General features: G+C 68.4%; 26 protein-coding genes. 18 read left to right on the forward strand and 8 right to left on the reverse strand.

Translation table 11 applies throughout. The features are described 5' to 3' along the window. Nucleotides 1-5: 5 nt before the first annotated feature. Both pdxS and CJ177_RS07445 read left to right on the forward strand, forming a co-directional pair. Nucleotides 6-908: a pyridoxal 5'-phosphate synthase lyase subunit PdxS gene (gene pdxS, locus CJ177_RS07440; protein WP_011598631.1), complete on the forward strand. Its 903-nt coding sequence runs from the start codon at nt 6-8 to the stop codon at nt 906-908. A gap of 159 nt (nt 909-1,067) precedes the next feature. Then, nucleotides 1,068-1,889, forward strand: coding sequence for an acyl-CoA thioesterase II (locus CJ177_RS07445; RefSeq protein ID WP_095867504.1), 822 nt, complete (start codon nt 1,068-1,070; stop codon nt 1,887-1,889). Between the two features lie 6 nt (nt 1,890-1,895). Here the strand turns inward: CJ177_RS07445 and CJ177_RS07450 are convergent, their stop codons facing one another. Next, entirely contained in the window at nt 1,896-2,519 is a 624-nt protein-coding gene (locus CJ177_RS07450) for a hypothetical protein (RefSeq protein WP_095867505.1), read from the reverse strand. Between the two features lie 56 nt (nt 2,520-2,575). Between CJ177_RS07450 and tesB the strand changes: the two genes are divergently transcribed. After that, nucleotides 2,576-3,430 (forward strand): acyl-CoA thioesterase II, encoded by an 855-nt coding sequence (tesB, locus tag CJ177_RS07455; RefSeq protein ID WP_095867506.1) that lies wholly within the window; start codon nt 2,576-2,578, stop codon nt 3,428-3,430. Further along, a complete protein-coding gene (gene pdxT, locus CJ177_RS07460) occupies nt 3,427-4,035 on the forward strand; it encodes a pyridoxal 5'-phosphate synthase glutaminase subunit PdxT (RefSeq protein WP_005240983.1) in 609 nt (202 codons plus the stop codon). Before tesB ends, pdxT begins: the two co-directional genes overlap by 4 nt. On the opposite strand, the gene CJ177_RS07465 is transcribed toward pdxT, so the two are convergent. Together CJ177_RS07465 and CJ177_RS07470 are read right to left on the reverse strand one after the other, a co-directional pair. Further along, nucleotides 4,032-4,952, reverse strand: a complete 921-nt coding sequence (locus CJ177_RS07465; protein ID WP_061045222.1) for a hypothetical protein — start codon at nt 4,950-4,952, stop codon at nt 4,032-4,034. The two genes, pdxT and CJ177_RS07465, sit on opposite strands and share 4 nt — an antisense overlap. Then, nucleotides 4,949-5,305 carry a GntR family transcriptional regulator gene (locus tag CJ177_RS07470; protein WP_005240987.1) on the reverse strand — a complete coding sequence of 119 codons (357 nt, stop codon included), beginning with the start codon at nt 5,303-5,305 and terminating at the stop codon, nt 4,949-4,951. Before CJ177_RS07470 ends, CJ177_RS07465 begins: the two co-directional genes overlap by 4 nt. Before the next feature lie 144 nt (nt 5,306-5,449). On the opposite strand from CJ177_RS07470, the gene CJ177_RS07475 reads away from it, so the two are divergent. The 10 genes from CJ177_RS07475 (at nt 5,450) to CJ177_RS07520 (ending at nt 16,900) form a co-directional block, all read left to right on the forward strand. After that, the gene (locus tag CJ177_RS07475) at nt 5,450-6,202 is read left to right on the forward strand and encodes a YebC/PmpR family DNA-binding transcriptional regulator (protein ID WP_005260882.1); all 753 of its coding nucleotides are present in this window, start codon (nt 5,450-5,452) and stop codon (nt 6,200-6,202) included. A gap of 130 nt (nt 6,203-6,332) precedes the next feature. Then, nucleotides 6,333-6,902 carry a crossover junction endodeoxyribonuclease RuvC gene (ruvC, locus tag CJ177_RS07480; protein ID WP_061045221.1) on the forward strand — a complete coding sequence of 190 codons (570 nt, stop codon included), beginning with the start codon at nt 6,333-6,335 and terminating at the stop codon, nt 6,900-6,902. After that, a complete protein-coding gene (ruvA, locus tag CJ177_RS07485) occupies nt 6,899-7,501 on the forward strand; it encodes a Holliday junction branch migration protein RuvA (protein WP_061045220.1) in 603 nt (200 codons plus the stop codon). Before ruvC ends, ruvA begins: the two co-directional genes overlap by 4 nt. Beyond that, the gene (ruvB, locus tag CJ177_RS07490) at nt 7,498-8,595 is read left to right on the forward strand and encodes a Holliday junction branch migration DNA helicase RuvB (protein WP_005240995.1); all 1,098 of its coding nucleotides are present in this window, start codon (nt 7,498-7,500) and stop codon (nt 8,593-8,595) included. The genes ruvA and ruvB overlap by 4 nt, the downstream gene beginning before the upstream one ends. A gap of 136 nt (nt 8,596-8,731) precedes the next feature. Continuing rightward, on the forward strand, nt 8,732-9,109 hold the full coding sequence (yajC, locus tag CJ177_RS07495) for a preprotein translocase subunit YajC (protein WP_061045219.1): 378 nt from the start codon (nt 8,732-8,734) through the stop codon (nt 9,107-9,109). Between the two features lie 144 nt (nt 9,110-9,253). Next, on the forward strand, nt 9,254-10,924 hold the full coding sequence (gene secD / locus CJ177_RS07500) for a protein translocase subunit SecD (protein WP_005240999.1): 1,671 nt from the start codon (nt 9,254-9,256) through the stop codon (nt 10,922-10,924). After that, nucleotides 10,921-12,153 (forward strand): protein translocase subunit SecF, encoded by a 1,233-nt coding sequence (gene secF / locus CJ177_RS07505; RefSeq protein WP_061045218.1) that lies wholly within the window; start codon nt 10,921-10,923, stop codon nt 12,151-12,153. The genes secD and secF overlap by 4 nt, the downstream gene beginning before the upstream one ends. A gap of 1 nt (nt 12,154) precedes the next feature. After that, nucleotides 12,155-13,891, forward strand: a complete 1,737-nt coding sequence (locus tag CJ177_RS07510; protein WP_061045217.1) for an ABC transporter substrate-binding protein — start codon at nt 12,155-12,157, stop codon at nt 13,889-13,891. Continuing rightward, the gene (locus tag CJ177_RS07515) at nt 13,888-14,421 is read left to right on the forward strand and encodes an adenine phosphoribosyltransferase (protein WP_025432422.1); all 534 of its coding nucleotides are present in this window, start codon (nt 13,888-13,890) and stop codon (nt 14,419-14,421) included. The genes CJ177_RS07510 and CJ177_RS07515 overlap by 4 nt, the downstream gene beginning before the upstream one ends. A 103-nt stretch (nt 14,422-14,524) precedes the next feature. Then, nucleotides 14,525-16,900, forward strand: a complete 2,376-nt coding sequence (locus CJ177_RS07520) for a bifunctional (p)ppGpp synthetase/guanosine-3',5'-bis(diphosphate) 3'-pyrophosphohydrolase (protein ID WP_005241006.1) — start codon at nt 14,525-14,527, stop codon at nt 16,898-16,900. A 69-nt stretch (nt 16,901-16,969) separates the two neighbouring features. On the opposite strand, the gene CJ177_RS07525 is transcribed toward CJ177_RS07520, so the two are convergent. Further along, nucleotides 16,970-17,764, reverse strand: coding sequence for a peptidylprolyl isomerase (locus tag CJ177_RS07525; protein WP_005241007.1), 795 nt, complete (start codon nt 17,762-17,764; stop codon nt 16,970-16,972). A gap of 21 nt (nt 17,765-17,785) precedes the next feature. Further along, on the reverse strand, nt 17,786-18,664 hold the full coding sequence (locus CJ177_RS07530) for a peptidylprolyl isomerase (RefSeq protein ID WP_061045215.1): 879 nt from the start codon (nt 18,662-18,664) through the stop codon (nt 17,786-17,788). A 181-nt stretch (nt 18,665-18,845) separates the two neighbouring features. Here CJ177_RS07530 and CJ177_RS07535 point away from each other — a divergent pair, with 181 nt between their 5' ends. The 3 genes from CJ177_RS07535 to CJ177_RS07545 are packed head-to-tail and all read left to right on the forward strand — an operon-like array spanning nt 18,846 to nt 21,435. Next, a complete protein-coding gene (locus CJ177_RS07535) occupies nt 18,846-19,526 on the forward strand; it encodes an MBL fold metallo-hydrolase (RefSeq protein ID WP_005566972.1) in 681 nt (226 codons plus the stop codon). Between the two features lie 15 nt (nt 19,527-19,541). Further along, on the forward strand, nt 19,542-20,813 hold the full coding sequence (gene hisS / locus CJ177_RS07540) for a histidine--tRNA ligase (protein WP_005241014.1): 1,272 nt from the start codon (nt 19,542-19,544) through the stop codon (nt 20,811-20,813). Further along, on the forward strand, nt 20,776-21,435 hold the full coding sequence (locus tag CJ177_RS07545) for a hypothetical protein (protein WP_005241016.1): 660 nt from the start codon (nt 20,776-20,778) through the stop codon (nt 21,433-21,435). The genes hisS and CJ177_RS07545 overlap by 38 nt, the downstream gene beginning before the upstream one ends. Nucleotides 21,436-21,439: 4 nt before the next feature. Here CJ177_RS07545 and CJ177_RS07550 read toward each other — a convergent pair whose 3' ends face one another. The 3 genes from CJ177_RS07550 to CJ177_RS07560 are packed head-to-tail and all read right to left on the reverse strand — an operon-like array spanning nt 21,440 to nt 23,924. Next, nucleotides 21,440-22,831 (reverse strand): hypothetical protein, encoded by a 1,392-nt coding sequence (locus CJ177_RS07550; protein WP_095867507.1) that lies wholly within the window; start codon nt 22,829-22,831, stop codon nt 21,440-21,442. Continuing rightward, nucleotides 22,828-23,157: a type VII secretion target gene (locus CJ177_RS07555; protein WP_005241020.1), complete on the reverse strand. Its 330-nt coding sequence runs from the start codon at nt 23,155-23,157 to the stop codon at nt 22,828-22,830. Before CJ177_RS07555 ends, CJ177_RS07550 begins: the two co-directional genes overlap by 4 nt. A gap of 59 nt (nt 23,158-23,216) precedes the next feature. After that, a complete protein-coding gene (locus CJ177_RS07560; RefSeq protein WP_005241021.1) occupies nt 23,217-23,924 on the reverse strand; it encodes a TetR/AcrR family transcriptional regulator in 708 nt (235 codons plus the stop codon). 221 nt (nt 23,925-24,145) lie between these two features. On the opposite strand from CJ177_RS07560, the gene CJ177_RS07565 reads away from it, so the two are divergent. Continuing rightward, nucleotides 24,146-25,690, forward strand: coding sequence for an amino acid permease (locus CJ177_RS07565; RefSeq protein ID WP_095867508.1), 1,545 nt, complete (start codon nt 24,146-24,148; stop codon nt 25,688-25,690).

Consider the following 25,690-nt stretch of genomic DNA (forward strand, 5'->3'; position numbering starts at 1 on the left):
TCGCTGTGAGCACCCCCGACACCACCCCCACCACCGGTACGGCGCGCGTCAAGCGTGGCATGGCCGAGATGTTGAAGGGCGGGGTCATCATGGACGTCGTCACCCCCGATCAGGCGAAGATCGCCGAGGACGCCGGTGCGGTGGCGGTCATGGCGCTCGAGCGGGTGCCGGCGGACATCCGGGCGCAGGGTGGGGTGTCCCGGATGAGTGATCCGGACATGATCGACGGCATCATCTCGGCGGTGTCGATTCCGGTGATGGCCAAGGCCCGGATCGGGCACTTCGTGGAGGCGCAGATCCTGCAGTCCCTCGGGGTCGATTATGTCGACGAGTCCGAGGTGCTGACCCCGGCGGACTACGCCAACCATATCGACAAGTGGCAGTTCACCGTCCCGTTCGTCTGTGGTGCCACCAATCTGGGTGAGGCGCTGCGGCGGATCACCGAGGGTGCGGCGATGATCCGGTCCAAGGGTGAGGCCGGTACCGGTGACGTGTCGAACGCGACCACGCACATGCGGACGATCGGTGGGGAGATCCGCCGGTTGACCTCGCTGAGCGAGGACGAGCTGTATGTGGCGGCGAAGGAGCTGCAGGCGCCGTACGACCTGGTCGTCGAGGTCGCCAAGGCCGGGAAGTTGCCGGTCACGATGTTCACTGCCGGTGGCATCGCCACCCCGGCGGATGCGGCGATGATGATGCAGCTCGGTGCGGAGGGTGTGTTCGTCGGGTCGGGCATCTTCAAGTCCGGTAATCCGGCCGAGCGGGCCGCGGCGATCGTGAAGGCGACCACGTTCTTCGACGACCCGGACGTGCTGGCGAAGGTTTCCCGCGGGCTGGGTGAGGCGATGGTCGGGATCAACGTCGACGACATCCCGGTCCCGCACCGGCTCGCCGAACGCGGCTGGTGATCCCCGCGATCGATCTGTGATCGATCGCGGCGCTCCCGGCGCCGCACTGTTTCCATTCGCACCGCACGAGGCCCCGACACGGGACTCGTGCGGTGCGGTGCGCCGGTGCCCAGGACCCGTGTGAGAGTGTCAGCCGACGAGCATCGGAAGGGGCCGTGGATGGCGACGATCGAAGAGATCCTGGAAGTGGAACGCCTCGAGGAGAACATCTTCCGAGGCATAGCGACCGAAACCATGCTTCCCCGGACGTTCGGTGGGCAGGTGGCCGGTCAGGCACTGGTGGCAGCGGTCCGCACCGTCGACCCCCGCTTCATGGTGCATTCGCTGCACGGATACTTCCTCCGACCCGGAAACCCCACGATGCCGATCGTGTACCTCGTCGACCGCATCCGGGACGGTAGGTCGTTCGTCACCCGGCGGGTCAGCGCCGTCCAGGACGGTCAGGCGATCTTCACGATGTCGGCGTCGTTCCAGGTCGAGGACGACGGCATCGAGCACCAGGACGAGATGCCCGTGGTCCCACCGCCCGATGCGCTGCCGTTCGCCAGTGACTCCGACGACCCGGAGATCGCCTGGCTCGCCCAGGAGTGGTCCGACTGGGACATCCGGATGGTCGGACACGGCGAGGTCGACCGCCGGCGCGGTGCGGCCGCTCAGCAACAGGCGTGGTTCCGGTCCCGCAAGACGCTGCCCGACGACCCGGTCTTCCACGTCTGCGCACTGGCCTACATGAGCGACATGACGCTGATCGGTTCCGCCATGACCCCGCACCCCGGTGTCGAGATCAACGGTGCCTCACTCGATCACGCGCTGTGGTTCCTGCGGCCGTTCCGGGCCGACGAGTGGCTGCTGTACGACCAGACGTCACCGTCCGCCGGTTTCGGTCGGGCGCTTGCGCAGGGCCGGATCTTCGACCGGAAGGGCAACCTGGTCGCTGCCGTCGTGCAGGAAGGGCTGACCCGGTTCCTGCGCACGACGTGAGCGGGCTCAGCGGCCCGCCCGAACGGCGGGCCTCGGCGGATGGTCGTACCGCACCAGCAGGTCGGGTTCGACCGTGACGTCGGCAGCGCGGCGCAGCAGAGCGGGGACGGTCCATCGTTGATCGGCCGGGGTTCGGCGGATCAGGGCCCCCTCGCCCAGATGGAGTTGCACGGTGACGTCGAAGTCGAGGTCCCGGCCGAGCAGCATCGGGCCGGCGACGAGAAGCACCTGACCGTCGGCCGCGGGGACGCGGGCGCAGCGGGCGGAGCGATCCTCGGCCTCGTCCCACAGGCGCGGCAACCACCGGCGGTCGGCGCGGACCGATCGCACCACCTCCCGATTCAGGGCGTCGTAGTCGAACCAGAGGGTGCGGTAGCTGAGTTCGTCGTCGCGTCCGTGCTCGAACCGCAGGGAGGCGGGCCGGACGTAGTCGTGGAGGGACACGACGTCACACGGGCGGCCCTGCTCCCGCAGTGACGCGCACACCGCGTCCGCGAGGGGCAGGGGCTGCGCGCCGTCGGGCGCGTCGATCGCGACGACGGCGGTGCCCTGAACGGCGAGGCAGCGTTCGGTGACGAGGGCGACGAGACCGTCCGGGCTCGTCGGTGTGAACATCGTCATGGCACCCATGGTGCCTCGAGCCCGAACCGGGCGGATAACCTTGACCAGGCACAGAAGGAGGGCCCATGGCGAGCATCGAGGACGTTCTCGAACTCGAAGCGCTGGAGAAGGACATCTTCCGCGGCGCGGTTCATCCGTCTGTTCTGAAGAGAACGTTCGGCGGGCAGGTCGCGGGTCAGTCGCTGGTGTCCGCGGTCCGTACCGTCGACGAGGCGTTCAAGGTCCACTCCCTGCACGGGTACTTCCTGCGCCCCGGAAATCCGCTGAAACCCACCGTGTACCTGGTCGACCGGATCCGGGACGGCAGATCCTTCTGTACGCGGCGCGTCACCGGGATCCAGGACGGCAAGGCGATCTTCACCATGTCGGCGTCGTTCCACAGCGAGGACGAGGGCATCGAGCATCAGGACACGATGCCGACCGTCCCCGCGCCCGAGGAACTGGTCGACGCACAGACCCTCGAGGAGTTCGCCGCCACCGATCTCTACCGGGAGTGGAAGGAATGGGACGTCCGCATCGTTCCGGCCGACTCCACCGGGAAGACTCCCGGAGTCGCCGCGCAGCAACGGGTGTGGATGCGGTACCGCAGCAAGCTGCCGGACGATCAGGTCTTCCACATCTGCACCCTCGCCTACCTCAGTGACATGACCCTCCTCGGTGCGTCGAAGGTCCCGCACCCGGGAGTGGTCACGCAGACGGCGTCGCTCGATCACGCCATGTGGTTCATGCGTCCGTTCCGTGCCGACGAGTGGCTGCTCTACGACCAGACCTCACCCTCCGCCGGCTTCGGCCGCGCCCTCACCCAGGGCCGCATGTTCGACCGGAACGGCACCATGGTCGCCGCCGTCGTCCAGGAGGGGTTGACCCGCATCCAGCGCGATCAGGACAAGCGCGACATCGAGACAGGAAACATGGCATGACCCGTCCCCTCGTCGGAGTACTCGCCCTGCAGGGCGACGTCCGTGAACACCTTGCTGCACTGAACGATTCGGGTGCCGACGCCGTCGGTATCCGGCGCCCGGAGGAGCTCGAGAAGATCGACGGCCTCGTCATTCCGGGCGGCGAGTCGACGACGATGAGCAAGCTGCTGCAGATCTTCGAACTGCTCGAACCGCTGAAGGCGCGCCTGCACGACGGGTTGCCCGCCTACGGGTCCTGCGCCGGGATGATCCTCCTCGCGAGCGAGATCCTCGACACGAGGCCCGACGCGCAGCACCTCGGTGCGATCGACATGACGGTGCGCCGCAACGCCTTCGGTCGTCAGGTCGACTCCTTCGAGTCCGACCTCGAATTCGAGGGCATCGTCGGCGACCCGATGCGGGCCGTGTTCATCCGGGCACCGTGGGTGGAGCGCGTCGGCGACGACGTGCAGGTTCTCGCCCGCGTGCCCGAGTCGGGTGGCGCGGCCGCCGGACGGATCGTGGCCGTCCGGCAGGGTTCCGTGGTGGCCACGTCGTTCCACCCGGAGGTGACGGGCGACCGGCGGGTGCACGAGTTGTTCGTCGACATCGTCCGCGGGGTCTAACTCGCCGGGCGGGGTGCGACGAGTGTGTTGAGGAGCGCCGCACCCTGCGCGGCGCCGTCGACGGTGACCGCGAACGGGCGGCCGCCGGAGCGGGTCACCACGATGCCCTCGCCGGCGCGGATCACGACCGTGGTCCCGCGCGGCGTGAACCGGTAGCCCCACCCGCCCCATTCTGCGGGGCGGATCTCGGTGACCCGGGCCTCGGCGATGGAGTCGAGCGGGATCTTCCGCCAGCGGACGTTCCACGACGAGAGGGTCAGTCCCGTGCGGTCGATCTGCACGGTCACCGAGGCGAAGCCGCCGCCGGCGATCGCCAGGACGAGGAACAGGACGGCGAGCCAGAGCGCTCCCACCAGCGCGGAGACGACGGCGGCCACGGCCATGGCGAGAGCGAGCACGCCCGCCCACCTTCCGCGGGCATATCCGGTCCAGGCTGCCCGCTCGCCGGGCGCAAGGGGGACGGGCAGCGTCGGCGCTGCACCGTTCTCTGCGGAGTGCGACGTCCGGGGGAGCAGGGCGAACGTGGCGACGGCCCACACGATTCCCAAGAGGGGAACGATGATCCACCAGCCCAGCGTCGCCGCTTCGGGTGAGCCGGCCTCGATCGTGGCAGCGACACTGACGATCCAGGCCGTGGCCACAGTCCACCCGATGAGAACGGTGGCGGGAAGCCAGAGCGCGGCGTCGGTGCGGGCCCGCACCGCCACGACGCAGGCGATCGCGGTGGCGGCCGCGCAGACGGCGGCGGCGATCCAGAAGTAGGTGGTCGTCTCGCTGAATCGGTCGGGTTCGGTGCCGGACCAGTGGCTGGCCACCGTCGGCGGCAGTTCACCGCTCCAGGCGAGTCTCGCGATCACGAGCGCGAGGAGCGGCACAGCCGAGGTCGCGGCGAGGAGGCGCGTTCGGGAGGTCGTCATTGTCTGGTGGTCTCCTTGATCACGTCGAGCATTTGTTCGGTGTCGAGTCCGAGGCGTCGTGCCTCGGACACGAAAGTGCGTGCGGCTTCGGTCAATCCGGTGTGTACCGGGTCCGTGTCGGCGCGGACGACCGCGCCCCGGCCCCGGCGGAGGTCGATCAGGCCCTCGTCGCGCAACGCGGCGTACGCGCGCAGCACGGTGTGGAGGTTGACGTCGATGGACTCGGCCAGCGCCCGGGCGGAGGGGAGCCGATCGCCCGCGCCGATCTCGCCGCGCAGGAACGCGCCGCGCACATTGGCCGCGATCTGTTCACCCAGTGGGGTGGTGGAGCTGTGGTCGACCCGCATCAACATGTTTGCATTCTATGCAAACAATGCCGACTTATGCGAGTTGTTACCCCGGGAACGCGCAGGGGCGGCCGGGCTGCGGGTAACATCGTCAAAGCTGAAACCGCGCATTCGGCGTGCCAAAGGCAGCAGGAAAGGGGCTTGAATCGCATGAGCGGCCACTCCAAATGGGCCACCACCAAGCACAAGAAGGCTGTGATCGATGCCAAGCGTGGCAAAGCCTTCGCGAAGCTGATCAAGAACATCGAGGTGGCGGCCCGTACCGGCGGTGGCGATCCTGCGGGAAATCCCACCCTGTACGACGCCATCCAGAAGGCCAAGAAGACGTCGGTCCCCAACGACAACATCGAGCGCGCCCGCAAGCGCGGCGCCGGTGAAGAAGCGGGCGGCGCCGACTGGCAGACCATCATGTACGAGGGCTACGGACCCAACGGTGTCGCCGTCCTCATCGAGTGCCTGACCGACAACCGCAACCGTGCGGCAGGCGAGGTACGTACCGCGATGACCCGTAACGGCGGCAACATGGCCGACCCGGGTTCCGTGTCCTACCTGTTCACGCGCAAGGGCGTCGTCACCCTGGAGAAGGGTGACCAGACCGAGGACGACGTGCTGATGGCGGTCCTCGATGCGGGTGCCGAAGAGGTCACCGACCTCGGCGACACGTTCGAGATCGTGAGCGAGCCCACCGACCTCGTCGCCGTCCGCAGCGCTCTGCAGGAGGCGGGAATCGACTACGACTCCGCCGAGGCAGACTTCCGCGCGTCCGTCGAGGTTCCGGTCGACGCCGACGGAGCCCGCAAGGTCTTCAAGCTCGTCGACGCGCTCGAGGAGTCCGACGACGTCCAGAACGTCTACACCAACGTCGACCTGTCCGACGAGGTGCTCGCGGAACTCGACGACTGATCGCACGACGCACGGGGCGGGGGAGCGGTGCTCGCCCGCCCCGTCCCGTCCTGCGTGTTGGTGCGCCGACTCGTCCGACCCCACGGCTAAGCTATCGAACAGCTGTTCGGCGTGGGAGAGGTGGCTTTGCGTGCGTGTGCTGGGTGTGGATCCCGGTCTGACCCGGTGCGGATTCGGAGTGGTGGACGGCGGCACCGGCCGCACCGTCACCCCGATCGCCGTCGACGTGGTCCGGACCCCGGCAGACCTCGAGTTGGCGTCCAGGCTGTTGCGCATCTCCGAGGCGGCCGAATCGTGGATCGATCTGCACCGGCCCGAGGTCGTGGCGATCGAGCGGGTGTTCTCCCAGCACAACGTGCGCACCGCGATGGGCACCGCGCAGGCGGGTGGCGTCGTCGCCCTCGCCGCCGCGCGCCGCGGCATCCCCGTGTGTTTCCATACCCCCAGTGAGGTCAAGGCCGCAGTCACCGGGAGTGGCTCCGCAGACAAAGCTCAGGTGACGGCGATGGTGACGCGCATCCTCAAACTGGCGGCCGCACCCAAACCGGCCGACGCGGCGGACGCGCTGGCGCTGGCGATCTGCCATTGCTGGCGGGCGCCGATGATCGAACGCATGGCCCGCGCCGAAGCCGCCGCTGCCGAACAGAAACGTCGCTACCAGGCCCGACTGGCCGAAGTGAAGAAGGCAGGTACACGATGATCGCGTCCGTCCGCGGCGAGGTGCTCGAGATCGCCCTCGACCATGCGGTGATCGAATCCGCCGGAGTGGGATACCGCGTGAACGCGACGCCGGCCACCCTCGGCGCACTGCAGCGAGGAACCGAGGCCAGGCTGGTCACGGCGATGATCGTCCGCGAGGACTCGATGACGCTGTACGGGTTCCCCGACTCGGAGTCCAAGGAGTTGTTCGGGCTGCTCCAGACCGTGTCCGGAGTCGGCCCGCGCCTGGCGATGGCGACCCTGGCCGTGCTCGAACCCGACGCGTTGCGGGCGGCACTGGCCGAGGGCAACGTCACGGCGCTCACGCGGGTGCCGGGCATCGGCAAGCGCGGGGCGGAGCGGATGGTCGTCGAACTGCGCGACAAGGTCGACGCCGTCACGGCCACGTCCGGGGCGGTGCCGCTCGGTGCGGGCGGCGGCGGATCGGTCCGTGACCAGATCGTCGAAGCCCTGGTCGGGCTCGGATTCCCGGCCAAGCAGGCGGAACAGGCCACCGACGCCGTCCTCGCCGAGGCGCCCGAGTCGACCACCTCGTCCGCGCTGCGCTCCGCCCTCTCCCTGCTCGGGAAGACCAGATGAATCCCGAACCCGGCGGCGACTACGACGAGGAGTCCCAGGTCTCGGCTGATCTCGTCGCCGGCGACGGCGACATCGAGGCCAGCCTGCGGCCGAAGAACCTCCACGACTTCATCGGGCAACCGCGGGTCCGGGAGCAGTTGCAACTCGTCCTGACCGGCGCCAAGATGCGCGGCGGCACCCCCGACCACATCCTCCTCTCGGGCCCGCCCGGGCTGGGGAAGACCAGCATGGCGATGATCATCGCGGCCGAACTGGGCTCCTCGCTGAGGCTGACGTCGGGTCCGGCGCTGGAACGGGCGGGCGATCTGGCCGCCATGCTGAGCAATCTCGTCGAGGGTGACGTGCTGTTCATCGACGAGATCCACCGCATCGCGCGGCCTGCCGAAGAGATGCTCTACCTCGCGATGGAGGACTTCCGGGTCGACGTCGTGGTCGGCAAAGGGCCCGGCGCCACCTCAATCCCCCTCGAGGTCGCGCCGTTCACCCTGGTCGGGGCCACCACGCGCTCCGGGGCACTCACCGGACCGCTGCGCGACCGGTTCGGCTTCACCGCCCACATGGACTTCTACGAACCCGCGGAGCTGCAGCAGATCCTCATGCGATCGGCGGGCATTCTCGGAGTGCAACTCGGCGAGGAGGCCGGCGCCGAGATCGCGAGCCGGTCCCGGGGCACGCCCCGCATCGCCAACCGCCTTCTCCGCCGCGTTCGCGACTACGCCGAGGTCCGGGCGGACGGCGTCGTCACCCGCGAGATCGCCCATGCGGCCCTCGCCGTCTACGACGTCGACCAACTGGGACTCGACCGTCTCGACCGGTCCGTTCTCAGTGCCCTCGTGCGCAGCTTCGGCGGCGGCCCGGTCGGGGTGTCCACCCTGGCCGTCGCGGTCGGTGAGGAGCCCGCCACCGTCGAGGAGGTGTGTGAGCCCTTCCTCGTCCGCGCCGGAATGATCGCCCGGACACCCCGCGGCCGTGTCGCCACGGCCGCCGCGTGGACGCAACTGGGCCTGATCCCGCCGCCCGACGCTGTGACCGGCGGAATCGAGGTCCGCGTCAACGAGCCGCAGGCCTCCCTGTTCGATCCGGAAGACCCCTGATCGACCCCCGGAGAAACGCCCGCCTCGTGCCGAGCGAACCGGTGTCCGGGCCGGTGATGGCACACTGGTGTATTGCATCGGTCCAACCGGGACCAGTGCTTCGGACCGTGCGACATACCTCGAGGTTGACTTACAGATGGATTTTCTCTTCCCGCTCCTGATTCTGGCGCTGCTCGTCCCCATGTTCCTGGGGATCCGCCGACAGAAGAAGGAGGCGGCCAAGGTGACCGCTCTGCAGGACTCGATCTCGGTCGGCGACCGCGTCCTCACGACTGCCGGTCTGCACGGCACCGTCGTCGCACTCGGCGACGAGACGATCGACCTCGAGATCGCTCCCGGCGTGGTCACCACGTGGTCGCGTCTCGTCGTCCGCGAGCAGATCGTCGACGCCCCGCTGCAGGGTGACGGTTCCCTCGATCACGAATCGATCGACGCCGAGGCCCCCGCCACGGACATCGTGCGCGAGGATCGTGAGAACGGCGGCGACAGCACGCCGCGGCTGAACAAGGATTGATCGACGCTTCCGCGGCGTAATTCCGCAGCCGTCGCGTCGCAGGCGCCCCGGGCGCGGCAACCGGGGCACAGCCCTGCGTCTGCCGGCCCGGTGCGCTGTGAACGTTCCCACCCGAACTGCACGTACTGAGGAGACATAGAGATCGTGGCACCTTCCACAGGATCGGTGCATCCCGTCCGCTACCTCACCGTTTTCGCGGTGCTCGTGGCGGTTCTGTATGCCCTGGTGTTCTTCACCGGCGACAAGTCCGCGACACCCAAGCTGGGCATCGACCTGCAAGGTGGGACCCGAGTCACCCTCACCGCACGCACCCCGGACGGCAGCAAGCCGACGCCGGACAGCCTGCGGCAGGCCCAGGAGATCATCGAGACCCGTGTGAACGGACTCGGCGTGTCCGGCTCCGAGGTGGTCATCGACGGCGACAACCTCGTCATCACCGTCCCCGGCGACGACAGCGCACAGGCGCGTTCGCTCGGCCAGACGGCGCGGTTGTACGTCCGTCCCGTCCAGACGTCGCAGGCCGCGGCTCCTGCCGGCACACAGGCACCCGCCGCCGGTGAGACGCCCGCGCAGACTCCCGCCGGAACCGAGACTCCCGCGCCCCAGAACCGGCCGTTCCCGGCTCAGGATCCGTCGACCTCTCCCGAGCCGGCTCCGACGGCGGAACCGGCGCCCGCCGACGCGTCCGGTACCGAGACCGCCGAGGCGGCCGACGAGATCGCGGCAGCGCGGGCCACGCGTCAGAGCACCGACCCGGCCGTGCAGCAGCAGGCCATGGCGACACTCGACTGCAGCGTGCCCGACCCGCTGCGCGGCAACGACGACCCGGCCCTGCCGCTCGTCGCGTGCTCCACCGACGGTCAGGCCGTGTATCTGCTCGAACCGGCGATCATCGACGGTCAGGAGATCGCCGACGCGACGTCCGGCTACAACTCCCAGCAGTCGCGGCACGAGGTGAGCTTGACGTTCAAGTCCGAGGGCAGCAACACCTGGGCCACGTTCACGTCGCAGAACATCGGCAAGCAGGCCGCGTTCACGCTCGACTCCAAGGTGGTGAGCGCACCGGTCGTCCAGGGCGCGACACCCGCAGGCAGCTCGACGTCGATCACCGGCTCGTTCACCGCGGAAAGCGCGAAGGAACTCGCGAACACCCTGAAGTACGGCTCGCTGCCGCTGTCGTTCGCGGCGTCGGAGGCGGAGACCGTGTCCGCGACGCTGGGTCTCGCCTCGCTGGAGGCCGGTCTCATCGCCGGTCTGGTGGGTCTGGTCCTGGTGCTGCTCTACTGCCTGCTCTACTACCGCATGCTCGGGGTGCTCACGGCGCTGTCGCTGGTGCTGTCGGGTGTGATGGTCTACGCGATCATGGTGCTGCTCGGCCGGTACATCAATTTCACCCTCGATCTCGCGGGCATCGCCGGTCTGATCATCGGTATCGGTATGACCGCCGACTCGTTCGTGGTGTTCTTCGAGAGAATCAAGGACGAGATGCGGGAGGGACGCAGTTTCCGGTCCGCGGTTCCGCGCGGCTGGGCCCGTGCACGCCGGACCATCCTGTCCGGTAACGCGGTCAGCTTCATCGCCGCCGCGGTGCTGTACGTCCTCGCAATCGGCCAGGTGCGCGGCTTCGCGTTCACCCTCGGCCTGACCACCGTCCTCGATGTCGTCGTGGTGTTCCTGGTGACGTGGCCGCTGGTTCACCTGGCCTCGAAGTCGCCGTTCTGGTCGAAGCCCGGTGTCAACGGGCTGGGTGCCGTGCAGCAGATCGCCAAGGAACGCAAGGCTGCCGCAGCGTCGGCGAAGGAGTCACGAGTATGAGCGAATCGACCACGTCCCAGTCTGCGTCGCAGACGGACCCCGAGTCTTCGCTGTCCGATTCGGGCGTCAATCAGTCGTCGATGCCCCAGCACAGCCTGCTCTCGCGGCTCTACACCGGAACCGGCGCCTTCGAGGTGGTCGGGCGTCGGCGCTTCTACTACATCCTGACCGGCACCATCGTGCTGATCTCGTTGCTGAGCATCCTCGTCCGCGGGTTCACCCTCGGTATCGATTTCGAGGGAGGATCGCGGATCCAGTTCCCCGCCGGCGGCGGGGTGGAGACCTCGCAGGTGGAGGAGGTCTACTCCGAGGCGCTGGGCATGGATCCCGTCTCGGTGCAGACGGTGGGCTCGGGTTCGAGCGCGACCGTGCAGATCCGCTCCGAGGCACTCGACGCGGCGCAGGTGGTGACGCTTCAGGACGCGTTGTACGACGAGTTCCAGCCGAAGGACAGTGACGGCAACGTCAGCAAGAACGTGATCAGCATCGCCGACGTCAGTGAGACGTGGGGCGGGCAGATCACCCAGAAGGCGCTGATCGCGCTGCTTGTGTTCCTGGTGATCGTGAGCGTGTACATCGCCGTCCGGTTCGAGCGCGACATGGCGATCGCCGCGATCGTCGCGCTGTTCTTCGACATCGCCGTGACCGCCGGTGTGTACTCGCTCGTCGGCTTCGAGGTGACCCCGGCGACCGTCATCGGTCTGCTGACGATTCTCGGTTTCTCGCTCTACGACTCGGTGGTGGTGTTCGACAAGGTCGAGGAGAACACGCGCGGGATTCTGCACCTGACCCGTCGCACCTACGCCGAGCAGGCGAACCTGGCGATCAACCAGACGCTGATGCGGTCCATCAACACCACCCTGATCAGCGTGTTGCCGGTGCTCGCGCTGATGGTGGTCGCGGTCTGGATGCTCGGTGTCGGAACGCTGAAGGACCTGGCGCTGGTGCAGCTCGTCGGCATCATCGTCGGCGCCTACTCGTCGATCTTCTTCGCGACACCCCTGCTGGTCACACTGAAGGAGCGGTGGGGTCCGGTGGCCGCGCACACGCGCAAGGTCCTCGCTCGCCGAGCGACCCTGGCACACGGCGGTGCCCAGAAGTCCGGTACCCCGGCCGCCGAGGTCGCAGCATCCGCGGCCGACGCCGCCGTCCCGCGCCGCCGGTCGGCGGCGACCGCACCCACTCCGGGCTCACGTCCCACCGGGAAGCGCAACAAGAAGAGGCACTGACATGCCCGCATCGCACAGCACCCGGCGCGGTGCGCACACCCGACGCGGCCGGATTACGGCCGTGTCGGGTGCCGGCCTCCTCGCGACCGTGCTCCTCGCCGGATCGCTCGTCGGATGTTCCGAGGAGGGTGAGCAGATCCCGTCGATCGGCTACGCCATCGACAACACCGTCACCACCTACAACGCCAACAGCGTCGCGGGTGCGGTGTCGGGGGCGCGTCAGGCGTTCGCGCGGGTGCTGCCGGGGTTCAACTACACGGGGCCGGAAGGCGGACCGGTGGCCGACACGGACATCGGCACCGCCAACGCGATGCCCGGGGACGCCCTCACGATCCAGTACAAGCTCAATCCCAACTCCGTCTACTCCGACGGCGTGCCGATGTCCTGCGACGATCTGGTGCTGACGTGGGCGGCGAACAGTGGCCGTTTCCCGATGTTCGATGCGGCGAGCACCGCCGGCTACTCGGACATCGACCGCGTCGACTGCCAGACGGGCGCGAAGGATGCCGTCGTCACGTTCAAGGCGGGACGCAATGTCACCGACTGGAAATCGCTGTTCGGCGCGACGTCGATGATGCCGGCGCACGTGGTCGCCAGCGCTGCCGGCGTGCCCGACGTCGTGGCCGCCGTGCAGAATTCGGACGTGGATGCACTGACGCGCGTCGCGGACTTCTGGAACGACGGATGGACGATGGCGCCCGGCGACCTCGACCTCGCCAAGTTCCCCGCGTCCGGCCCCTACAAGGTCGAATCGTTATCCGAGGACGAGGGCCTCGTGCTGGTGGCCAACGACCGCTGGTGGGGGAACCGTCCGGCCACGTCCCGGATCGTGGTGTGGCCCAAGTCTTCCGACGTGAGCGCGCGGATCGGTGACGGTTCGGTCGAGGTGGTCGACGTCGCCGCCGGATCGGCGCCGGACCTGGACCTCGGCGGGTTCGACGTGACGGAGGTGCCCTCGCGCAGCGTCGAGCAGTTTGTCCTGTCCACCTCGGGCCTGTTCGAGAACGCAGCCGGACGGCGGGCGTTCGCGGCGTGCCTGCCCCGAGAGGAGCTGGCGTCGAAGTTCGGGATCGCCACGGAGTCGGACGAGGCCGGTGCGGCGGCCGGGGGCCCGGTCGACACCCGGGTCACCGCCCCCGACAGTCTCGTTCACGAGTCGGTGGCCGGTGCCGTCGGCGGGCGGTACGAGACGCCGGACACCGCAGCGGCGGCGGACGCACTGGCCGACACCGGCAACACGTCGGCGACCGTCCGTGTCGGATATCTGGGCCCGAACCCGCGCCGCGCCGAGATCGTGGCGGCGGTGGCGGCGGCGTGCGCCCCGGCCGGTATCACCGTGCAGGACGTCGCGTCGCCCGAGTTCACGCCGTCGATGCTGCGCGACGGTCAGGTGGACGTGGTCCTCGCGGGCACGGCCGCCGCTCCCGGCGCCGCGGGCACAGCGGCGGCCACTACCGCGATGTACGCCCTCCGCAGCGGAATCCGATCGAACTTCGGGGACTACAGCAACGGCCGCGTCGATCAGATCGTCGATCAACTCGCGGTCGACAGCTCCACCGCCACCCAGCTGTCGTTGTCGACGGAGGCGGAGAACATCCTGTGGTCGGACGTGCCCACGGTGCCGCTGTTCGACCAGCCGCGGACCGTCGCGTTCGCGACAGGTTTGCAGGAGGGAGCAATCAATCCGACGCGTTCGGGCGCCGGCTGGAACATGGACAGGTGGGTCTTACGCAGGTGATCGACCATTCTTCGGCGCGTGACGCCGTCACCCGGCTCACCCGGTGGGCCGACGACTTTCCGCAACCCGGGGTGCGCTTCGCCGATCTGACGCCGGTCTTCTCCGACGCGGAAGGTTTCCGCGTCGTCGTCGACGCGCTCGCCGCCTGCGCCCCGGAGGCGGACGTGATTGCCGCCGTCGACGCACGAGGGTTCCTCCTCGGCGGCGGCGTCGCCCGGGAACTGGGCTCCGGTGTGGTGGCCGTGCGGAAGTCGGGCAAACTGCCACCGCCCGTGCTGTCGCAGTCGTACACCCTCGAATACGGAACGGCCACGCTGGAGATTCCGAGCGGATCGATCGGTCTGGACGGGCGCTCGGTGCTCGTCGTCGACGACGTCCTGGCCACCGGCGGAACCCTCGACGCCACGGCGCGACTGGTGGAATCCGCAGGTGCCCGGGTGATCGGTGTCGCCGTGGTCCTGGAGATCGCCGCGCTGGGTGGCCGGGAGCGGCTCGGAAAGTACCCGCTCACGTCCCTCGTCACGGTCTGAGTACTAAAGTTGTGCCTGGTGGTCGTCACGGCCACCAGGGCGCATGCCCGAGACCAACCAGGGCCGAACGGCCCGAGCCATTTCAGTGGTAGGAGGTGACGGCATGACTTCGAATCTTGATCGGTCGCAGAACACGGGATCAACCTCGTCTGCGCAATCCGATGCCGAGTCACCTGCAGCGAACCCGGCTTCCGGTAACAACCGTGGAGCACAGGGATTCGCCGTTCCGGCGTCCGCATCGCGCCGGGTACGAGCGCGACTCGCCCGGCGCATCACGGGTCAGCGGAACACGACCATCCGGCCGGTTCTCGAACCGCTCGTCAGCCTGCATCGCGAGCTCTATCCGAAGGCGGACCTGGCGCTCCTGCAACGCGCCTACGACGTCGCGGAGGAGCGGCACGCCAGCCAGCGCCGCAAGTCGGGCGACCCGTACATCACGCATCCGCTCGCCGTCGCCAGCATCCTCGCCGAACTGGGGATGGACACGACCACGCTGGTCGCCGCCCTGCTCCACGACACCGTCGAAGACACCGGCTACTCCCTCGAGCAGTTGACCGACGAGTTCGGCGAAGAGGTCGCCCACCTCGTCGACGGCGTCACCAAACTCGACAAGGTGGTGCTCGGCAACGCCGCCGAGGGCGAGACCATCCGCAAGATGATCATCGCGATGGCCCGCGACCCCCGCGTCCTGGTGATCAAGGTGGCCGACCGGCTCCACAACATGCGGACCATGCGGTTCCTGCCGCCCGAGAAGCAGGCCCGCAAGGCCCGCGAAACCCTCGAGGTGATCGCGCCCCTGGCCCACCGGCTGGGCATGGCGACCGTGAAGTGGGAACTCGAGGACCTGTCCTTCGCGATCCTGCATCCCAAGAAGTACGACGAGATCGTGCGGCTCGTCGCAGACCGTGCGCCGTCCCGCGACACCTACCTCGCGAAGGTTCGTGCGGAGATCAACGCGACGTTGACGGCGTCGCGCATCAACGCCGTCGTCGAGGGCAGGCCGAAGCACTACTGGTCGATCTATCAGAAGATGATCGTCAAGGGCCGCGACTTCGACGACATCCACGACCTGGTCGGCGTGCGAATCCTGTGCGACGAGGTCCGCGACTGCTATGCGGCCGTCGGCGTCGTCCACTCGCTGTGGCAGCCGATGGCAGGCCGGTTCAAGGACTACATCGCGCAGCCGCGCTACGGCGTCTACCAGTCGCTGCACACCACCGTGGTCGGGCCCGAGGGCAAACCCCTCGAGGTGCAGATCCGCACCCACGACATGCACCGGACCGCCGAGTTCGGTATCGCCGCGCACTGGCGGTACAAGGAGACCAAGGGCAGGCACTCCGGTGACGTCGCCGAGGTCGACGACATGGCGTGGATGCGTCAGCTCCTCGACTGGCAGCGTGAGGCCGCCGACCCGGGGGAGTTCCTCGAGTCGCTCCGCTACGACCTCGCGGTCAAGGAGATCTTCGTCTTCACGCCCAAGGGCGACGTGGTGACGCTGCCCGCCGGGTCGACACCCGTCGACTTCGCGTACGCCGTGCACACGGAGGTCGGGCACCGGTGTATCGGCGCCCGGGTCAACGGCAGGCTGGTGGCGCTCGAACGCAAGCTCGAAAACGGCGAGGTCGTGGAGGTCTTCACGTCCAAGGCCGTCAACGCCGGCCCGAGCCGCGACTGGCAGACGTTCGTCGTCTCCCCGCGCGCCAAGACGAAGATCCGGCAATGGTTCGCCAAGGAACGCCGTGAAGAGGCGCTCGAGGCGGGCAAGGACGCCATCGCGAAGGAAGTGCGGCGGGTCGGGCTGCCGCTGCAGCGCCTGATGAACGCCGAATCGATGGCGTCCATCGCGCACGAACTGCACTACACCGACGTGTCGATGCTGTACACCGCCGTCGGTGAGAGCCACGTGTCGGCGCAGCACGTCGTCCAGCGTCTGGTTGCCCATCTGGGCGGTGTAGGCGACGTCGAGGAGGAGCTCGCCGAGCGGTCGACTCCGTCCACGATGCCGATGCGCCCTCGGAGCACCGGCGACGCGGGCGTGCTGGTTCCCGGCGCGGAGGGCACGGTCGCCAAGCTGGCCAAGTGCTGCACACCGGTTCCCGGCGACGAGATCATGGGATTCGTGACCCGGGGCGGCGCGGTCAGCGTCCACCGCACCGACTGCACCAACGCGGGCTCCCTGCAGGAGCAGTCCGAGCGCATCATCGAGGTCAAGTGGGCGCCGTCGCCGTCGTCGGTGTTCCTGGTGGCCATCCAGATCGAGGCGCTCGATCGGCACCGGCTGCTGTCGGACGTGACGAAGGCGCTCGCGGACGAGAAGGTCAACATCCTGTCGGCGTCCGTGACGACGTCCGGCGACCGGGTGGCGATCAGCAAGTTCACGTTCGAGATGGGCGACCCGAAGCACCTCGGGCACGTGCTGAACGTGGTCCGCAACGTCGAGGGCGTGTACGACGTATACCGGGTGACGTCCGCCGCGTAGCAACGACGAACGGGACGGTCGTTCGATCTGATCGAACGACCCTCCCGTTCGTGTAGCCGGAGGAGTGGGTCAGCCGACCGTCGCGGTCTCGATCTGAACCGGGGTGTTGGGCTTGCCGCCGCCCGCGGACATGGATCCGTCGTCGCCGTCCGCCGCAATCTTCTCGACGGTCGCGAGGCCCTCCTCGGAGATCGAACCGAACACGGTGTAATTGGGCGGGAGCACCGAGTCGGCGTAGACGAGGAAGAACTGGCTGCCGTTACTGCCGGGCGTCCCGCTGTTCGCCATCGCGACGGTGCCGCGCGGGTAGACCACCGGATTCGCGAGTGCCGGATCGTTCGGCGCGAACGCCGTCTCCGGGTACTCGGTGGTGAAGCCGTAGCCAGGTCCGCCGGTGCCCTTCCCGCTGGGATCGCCGCACTGCAGGACCTGCAGTCCCAGCTCCGTCGTCAGCCGGTGGCAGGGTGTGTCGTCGAAATAGCCCTGCTGGGCCAGGCTCGTGAAGCTGTTGACCGTGCACGGGGCCTCGGCGCGGTCGAGGACAAGGCCGATCGGTCCGGCGCTGGTCTGGAGGTCGACCGGGACGGTGCCTTCGGTGGAGACACCGGACGTGGGCGGCGGGGTGACATCCTTGACGGCGGGCTGCCCGGCCGGATACGTGCAGTCCACGGTGGCCGCGGCGGGCGCCGGGACCGGCGGCAGCGTGCCGAACTTGGACAGATCGAGCGACTGTTCCGCCGCGCTCGTGGGCGCCGCCTTCGACGAGGTGCCGGTCGACGTGCCGCCCGAGTCGGACGAATCCGAACAACCGGCGAGGAGGACCGCGAGGCTCACGCCTGCGACGAGGATCGAGGTGCGTTTCATCGGTCCATCCTCACACGAGACTCAGTCCATCCGGACGGACGTGATGTCGATGGGCAGGTTGGGCTTGCCGCCGCCGGCCTGCATCGATCCGTCGTCGCCGGCCGCCGCGACCTTCTCGATGGTCGCGAGACCCGTATCGTCGACCTTCCCGAACGCGGTGTACTGCGGGGGAAGCTGCGAGTCGGCGTAGACGAGGAAGAACTGGCTGCCGTTGCTGTCGGGCTGACCGCTGTTGGCCATCGCGATGGTGCCGCGCGGGTACGTCACCGGCACCTGCAGGGACGGATCCGACGCCTCGTACTGGTCGGTGGGGAATTCGTTGGCGAACCCGTAACCGGGACCGCCGGTGCCTGCGCCCGTGGGATCACCGCACTGCAGGACCTTCAGTCCTTCGGACGTGACGAGCCGGTGGCACGGGGTGTTGTCGAAGTAGTTCTGGCTCGCCAGGCTCAGGAAGTTGTTGACGGTGCACGGGGAGTCGGCGTTGTCCAGGATCAGGCCGATGTTGCCCTGCGTCGTCTGCATGCTGACGCTGACTTCCTGGAGGGTGGTGTCGATGTCGTCGGTGCGCGGCGGGTTCACCTGCTTCGCGGGCGGCTGAGTGCCGGGGGTGTACGTGCACGACACCTTCTCGGGCAGCGGTTCGGACCGCCCCGCCGGCATCACGCCGGGCGACTGCGGCGACGCCGACACCGACTCGGCCGCCGACGCTTCCGTCGCGTCGTCGTCGCCGCTGGTGAGGGCGAAGACGACGGCGCCCGCCGCCACCACGAGCACGACACCGAGCACCGAACCGGCGATCGTCAGCTGCTTACGCTTGCGTGCTCTGTCGGCGCGGCGTTCGAGCTGACGCTCGAGCTTTCGTTTGGCTGCTTCCCGGCGCTGCTCGTTGCTCGGCACTGCGGTGGTCCTCCCGTATCGGTCTGTCTGGCAGTCGGTCGATCGATATAGCAGTTGGTCGGTGCGAACTACCCCCGGCACACGACCTCCAGAGTCTGCCATCCGAACCTGAGAACATCCTGGCGGGGCGGCGGCTTAGGCTGTACCGACTGCAATGTCCACTCGAACAGGAGCCTCACAGGTGCTCGTCACAGGATTCCCGGCCGGGATGTTTCAGACCAACTGCTACATCCTCGCGCAGGACGATGCCCAGGAATGCGTCGTCGTCGACCCAGGACAGGATGCCGCCGAACCGTTGTTCGAATTCCTGGACCAGTCGAATCTCACGCCGACCGCGGTGCTCCTGACCCACGGTCACCTCGACCACGTCTGGAACGCCTACGACGTCTGCGAGAAATTCGGGATCCCCGCGTACATCCATCCCGAGGACCGGTACATGCTGTCGGACCCGGGCCGCGGCATCGGCCCGACGATGAAGCCGTTCATCGAGGGCATGACGTTCGTCGAGCCCGGCGAGGTGATCGCACTGGCCGACGGCGACGTGATCGAGCAGGCCGGGATGTCGTTCGCCGTCGACCACACCCCGGGGCACACGCAGGGGTCCGTGGTCTTCCGGACCCGGGTCGCCACCGAGAACGGCCCCGTCGAGATCGCCCTCACCGGTGACACCCTGTTCCAGGGATCGATCGGTCGCAGCGACCTGCCCGGCGGCAACCACGAACAGTTGTTGCAGTCCATCGCCGACAAACTTCTGATCCTCGCCGACGACACCGCGGTCCTCCCCGGGCACGGCGGATCGAGCACCGTCGGCGCCGAACGTGGGTCGAACCCCTTTCTCGTTGGACTCTCGGGATCGAAATAAGGAAAAGTAACGACAGTGAGCAAAGCCAGCACCTTCTCCGCCCCCAAGGGCGTCCCCGATTACGTCCCGCCGCAGTCGTCCGAGTTCGTCGCGGTCCGTGACGGACTCACGCGCGCTGCGCGACTGGCCGGATACGGCCACATCGAACTTCCCATCTTCGAGGACACCGGGCTGTTCGCCCGCGGCGTCGGCGAGTCCACCGACGTCGTCAGCAAGGAGATGTACACGTTCGCCGACCGCGGTGATCGTTCGGTGACCCTGCGGCCCGAGGGCACGGCGGGCGTCATGCGGGCCGTGATCGAACATGGCCTGGACCGCGGCCAGTTGCCGGTGAAACTGAGCTACGCCGGACCGTTCTTCCGTTACGAGCGCCCGCAGGCCGGTCGTTACCGCCAGCTGCAGCAGGTCGGGGTGGAGGCCATCGGCGTCGACGACCCCGCCCTCGACGCCGAGGTCATCGCGATCGCCGACGCCGGTTTCCGCGGCCTCGGCCTCGACGGGTTCCGGTTGGAGATCACCTCCCTCGGTGACGACACGTGCCGGCCGCAGTACCGGGAACGGTTGCAGGAGTTCCTGTTCGCCCTTCCCCTCGACGAGGAGACGCGTCGGCGGGCGGAGATCAACCCGCTGCGCGTGCTCGACGACAAGCGCAAGGAGGTGCGCGAGATGACGGCGGACGCACCGCTCATGCTCGATCACCTCTCGGACACGGCGAAGGCGCACTTCGACGAGGTGCTCGCACACCTCGACGCGCTGGGTGTTCCGTACGTGGTGAACCCGCGGATGGTTCGCGGCCTCGACTACTACACGAAGACGACGTTCGAATTCGTCCATGACGGGCTCGGCGCGCAGTCGGGTATCGGTGGCGGCGGACGGTACGACGGTCTGATGGCGCAGCTCGGCGGGCAGCCGTTGTCCGGCATCGGTTTCGGGCTCGGCGTCGACCGGACCGTCCTGGCGCTCGCTGCCGAGGGCAAGACCGCAGGCTCGACCGCCCGCTGTGAGGTCTTCGGCGTTCCGCTGGGCGAGGAGGCGAAGGCGAAGCTGGTGGTGGTCGCTCAGCAGTTGCGCGCCCAGGGGATTCGAGTCGATCTCGCGTACGGCAACCGCGGGGTGAAGGGCGCGATGAAGGCCGCCGACCGATCCGGCGCCGCGCTGGCACTCGTGCTCGGCGACCGAGACATCGCCGACGGGACGGTGGGAATCAAGAATCTCGCCACCGGAGATCAGGAATCGGTCTCCTCGGCGGATGTCGTCGCACGCGTCGGAGCCATCCTTGGCGCGTGACGACACCGCGCCAGTGTCACTCGACCTCGTTCCGATCGAGTTGATCGCACCGCGACTCAAGCGAGTCGCGGCGATCGCCGTGCTGATCGGTGTGGTGGTCGGCGTCATCGTCGGGTTCTTCGGGCCCGTGTGGGTCGGTGTGACAGTCGGGGCCGTGATCGCGGTCCCGACCGCCGCGTCCGCGCTCCTCACGTTGCGGCGTCGCGTCACACTGCAGACCGGGCGAATCCGGTCGACGGGAGGACTGCGCAGCCGGCACGTCGACGTCACGAGGGCGGTCGCGGCGGAACTGGTGGTCCGTTCGGCGCGGGTCAGCGAGGTGAGTGTCCGGATCACGGATCCCGACGGGAGCCTCGCGATACCGCTCGCCCTCTACACGACCGACGGCGGCCGTGAACTCGAGATCCTCGGGCTCCGCAAGCTGGCCGACGCGCTGACGACGAGCGAACTGGTGCCGGCCGCCGCGATCGCGTCGGTGCTCATCGAGCAGCTCCGTGCGGAAGCGCGCGGCGCGGGCCTTCCCGAACGCCCCCTGTTCCGGGCCGTGGAACTGGTGCGTTCGGAAGGCCGCGTGCCCACCACCACGCTCACCGATCACGAGGTGGCAGCGCTCCTCGACTGAGCAATCAGCTCTGGTCGCCGAACGGAGTGTCGTCGAGGTCCTCGCCGATCACGGCGGGCGCGACCATGGGGAGATCGCCGACAAACGCGTTGTTCTCCCCGGAGTTGACGAGGTAGCTCGGTGTGGACCGGCCGCTCAGCTGGTCGTCGCCGCCGCGCCCGGCGCCCGCCATCCCGGCGCCGCCCATCCCGCCCACGGCTCCACCGGGTGTGAGAGGGGACGAGGCGGCGGCCGGAGCGGCGCCGGGTGTGGGAGTGGTCCCCGGTGTCGCCGGGGGCACAACCGCCCCGGTAATCGTTCCGCGGGGTACGGAACCGCTACCCGCGGAGACGCTTCCGCCCGCGCCGCCGCCGTACATGCCGATGCCAGCGCCGCCGGCGATGCCCACCGCACCCGGAACTCCGCCCGCTGACCCGTGCGCGGGGGTGACCGCGGATTTCGCCGACAGGGCGTCGGCAGGCAGATCGGACGAGGAGACGCTCGCCGCCTGGGTGCTCGCCGACACCAGGTCGCCGACACTGTCGGTGACGGTGGAGATCATCGGTTTGCCCACACCCTCGATCACGCTGGACGCGATGGCGAACGGTGACGTCGGTGCGGCTCCCGCCACGGCTCCGCGCGCCGGGGGCGGCGGCACCGGAACCGGGGCGGCCAGACCGTTCATCGTGAGGGTCTGTTCGTTGAGTTCGGTGCGCGTCTGCGTCACGACCCCGATGGCCGCCTTCAGATGCTCGGCTGCGGACGCGAGCAGCATCGCCTGACCGGGCGGCGTCATCACCATCGGCGCGGCGGCGACCGCGGTGGCTGCGAACGACTCCGAAATCGTCATGAGGTTCGCGTTGCCCCGCGCCACGGACGCGGCGGCGGTCTGCGTCGTCGCCGAGATCTCCGTGCCGCGTTCGCTCAATTCCGTGCCGCTGGACTGAGCCTGCAGGCCTTGCGACTGCGCCGCCTGTGCTGCCTGGCTCTGCCAGATCTGGTCGAGCACCTTCAGCCCCGACATACTCATCGACATCGCCTGGTCGATCATGCCCGAGGACATGTCGAGGAGGGACGTCGGATCGAACGAGCCGAACGTGCCGGTGCCGAAACTCCCGGCGAGATCGGTGAGCGGCCTGAACAACTCGTCCACACCCGGCAGTCCGGGCAGCACGTGACCCTGCAGCAGCGCCTCCACCGGGTTCGGCGGCAATGGAGGGAGCGGCGGAAGGGCCGGTAACGGCGGCAGGTCACCGAGCGGCGCATCGAGGAACGGACCGAGCGGAGAGTTCTGCAGGGCTTCGAGTGGAGTGCTCGGCAGTGGCGTGGCGAGGGCGTCGCCGACGGGCGTTCCCTGGATCAGGTCGAGGATCGACCCGTGCTCCACAGGATTTCCGGTGGATTCGGGGGACGTCATGCGAGACCTCCCATCCCGTCGCCGACGGCACCGAGCGCAACGCCGTTGGCGCCGTCGACGGAATCGTAGGAATCGGCGGTGGCATCGGCGGCGACCGCGGTCTGCGCGTAGTGAGACGCGAGTTCGGCGACCGACTTGGCGTGATTTGCCTGTGCGGCAGCGAAGGACGCGAGAAAGTCGGCGCCGATCGGGCCGAACACGGGCGCGAGTGCCGCGAGATTCGCGCCGAGATCGAGTGCGGCGGCGCTGCTGATCTGTTCGGCGGCCTGCGCAGCGGTGGCGCCGTAATTCCTGATGCCGTCCGTGACGACAAAGACATCGCTCAAGATAACCCCCCAGTGATAAGCGTTCGCCAGACTTTATCTCACGGGACCGACGTGCACGGCTAGAGGCGAAGGGGTGTTCCGCCTGCCGCCTCGGCGAGCAGTGCCCGCGACTTCGCCCGGATTTCGTCCATCGGCTTCGTCCATCCGAGAGCGCGGAGGCAGGCGTCGGCGAGGAGTCCGGCGGCGCCCTCGTTCTCGGGCCCGGGAAGCAGTCCGCGTTCGATGTCGGCGCGGGTTGCGATGGCGCTCTCGACTATTCGGAACGGCAGGTCGGTCAGGGCGGGGGAGGTGTCGCCGGAATCGTCGGTGATTTCCGTGAGGGCCTGGTCAGCCAGCTGCCGGTAGTGCCGGCGCAGCAGGGTTCGCTGGGCGCGGAACGGCTCGAATCGCTCGGTCAGCAGTTCCGGAAGAAGATACAGCGCACCGAGATTCCATTTGGTGGCGGTGAGTTGCGTGACGTCGTAGGTGGCCAGCGCGTGCAGGCGCACCGCGGCGGGCGCGGCGGCGTCTGCGAGCCGTCCGGCGGCGGCGAGCGCGGGGGACACCGTCTCCTCGAGGAGGGCCACCAGGATCTCCTCCTTGTTGGGGAAGTGGTGGTAGAGCGATGCCTGCCGGATACCGACCATCTCGGCGATCTGCCGGGTGGACGTGGCTGCGAAACCCTTGGTGGTGAACAACTCTCCGGCGGCGTCGAGTATCTCCTCGGGAGTGGTCTGCCCTGGTCTGCGCTGACTGGTCAGTCGGGGTCGTCCCGGCCCTGTGGTCACCGCTCCATGATGTCAGGTCGCTCTCGGGAACGGCGGTCTCCACCCCTCGTGAGGGTTTCGTCATGCTCCCGAAACGTAGGCAACGATGCTGTTACGGCCGGCCGCGATCTGGATACGCGGGCGTCACCCATCGAGGCCTCTCCGCGAGAAAACTATCGAGCGACAGATATTGCTCTCGCCGAAGGAGTAAGCCCTTGAGTACACCCACAAGGACTGCGCAAGTGCTGACCGCGCCGGCCACACCTCCCCGCCCGTCCGGCGGAACCGGCGTCGACGACACGGGCGACCTCGGCGAATTCGGCTACGAACAGCAACTTCACCGTTCCCTCGGTAAGTTCGCGTCGTTCGCCGCAGGCTTCTCATTCGTTTCCATCCTCACCACCATCTTCCAGCTCTTCGGGCTCGGATTCGGATTCGCCGGCCCCGCCTTCTTCTGGACGTGGCCGGTGGTGTTCGTCGGCCAGTTCATGGTTGCGCTCAATTTCGCCGAACTGGCCGCCCGGTACCCCATCTCGGGGGCGATCTACCAATGGTCACGCCGGATGGGCGGTGAGGTGGTCGGCTGGTTCGCCGGATGGTTCATGATCCTCGCGCAGATGGTGACCGCCTCCGCCGCGGCCATCGCCCTGCAGGTCGTGCTCCCCAACGTGTGGAGCGGATTCCAGATCATCGGTGAGGACAGCACGTTGACGTCCGCTAGTGGCGCCGCCAATGCGGTGCTGCTGGGTTCCGTCCTCCTCGTGCTTACCACGTTCATCAACTGCATCGGCGTCAACTGGATGTCCAGGATCAACAACATCGGCGTGACCTGCGAGATCGTCGGGGTCATCGCGGTGATCGGCATGTTCCTCACCCACGCCCAGCGCGGACCGGAGGTCGTGTTCGACACGGGCACGGCAGGGGCGTCACCCGGGTACGGATGGGCGTGGATCGTGTCGGGACTGATGGCGGCCTACGTCATGGTCGGGTTCGGCTCCGCGGGCGAACTCGCCGAGGAGACGCGGAATCCGCGCCGGGTGGCGCCGCGCACGATCCGCCTCGCGCTGTCCGTGTCGGCGCTCGGCGGTGGACTGATGATCATCGGCGCGCTGATGGCCGCGCCGAGCCTGACCGACGGCCGGCTCGCCGCCGAAGGCCTGCCATACGTGCTCTCGTCGATCCTCAGCTCGCCCTGGGGCACCCTCCTCCTCGTCGACGTCGCGATCGCCGTGTTCGTCTGCACGCTCGCCATCCAGACGGCGGCGTCCAGGCTGGTGTTCTCGATGGCCCGCGACGGACGGCTGCCCGCCTCGCAGATCCTGTCGACGGTGAACACCCGCACCGGAACGCCCATCGCGCCGTCCGTCCTGATCGGCCTGGTCTGCATCGGCATCCTCGCGGTCAACGTCGGGAACTCCGCGATCTTCGCGACCCTGTCGAGCGTGTGCATCATCCTGATCTACCTCGCCTACCTGATGGTCACCGTGCCGCTCCTGCTGCGCAGGCTGAAGGGCTGGCCGCACGGTGGACCGCAGGTCGATGCGGACGGCCGGAAGCTGTTCTCGCTCGGACGGTTCGGCCTTCCCGTCAACATTCTTGCGGTCGGCTACGGCGTGCTGATGGTCGTCAACCTGTCCTGGCCGCGCGCCGAGATCTTCGACCCCAGCGGCGACTACCCCCTCCTGCGGTGGGCCGTCTCCGTCACCGTCGCCGCCGTGGTCGCGCTCGGAATCGCGTGCTTCCCGCGCGGCCGCACGACCCCCAACCCCGTCACGATCGGAGCCTGA

The organism is Rhodococcus sp. ACPA1, from assembly GCF_002300195.1.
Taxonomy (GTDB): Bacteria; Actinomycetota; Actinomycetes; order Mycobacteriales; family Mycobacteriaceae; genus Rhodococcus_F; species Rhodococcus_F opacus.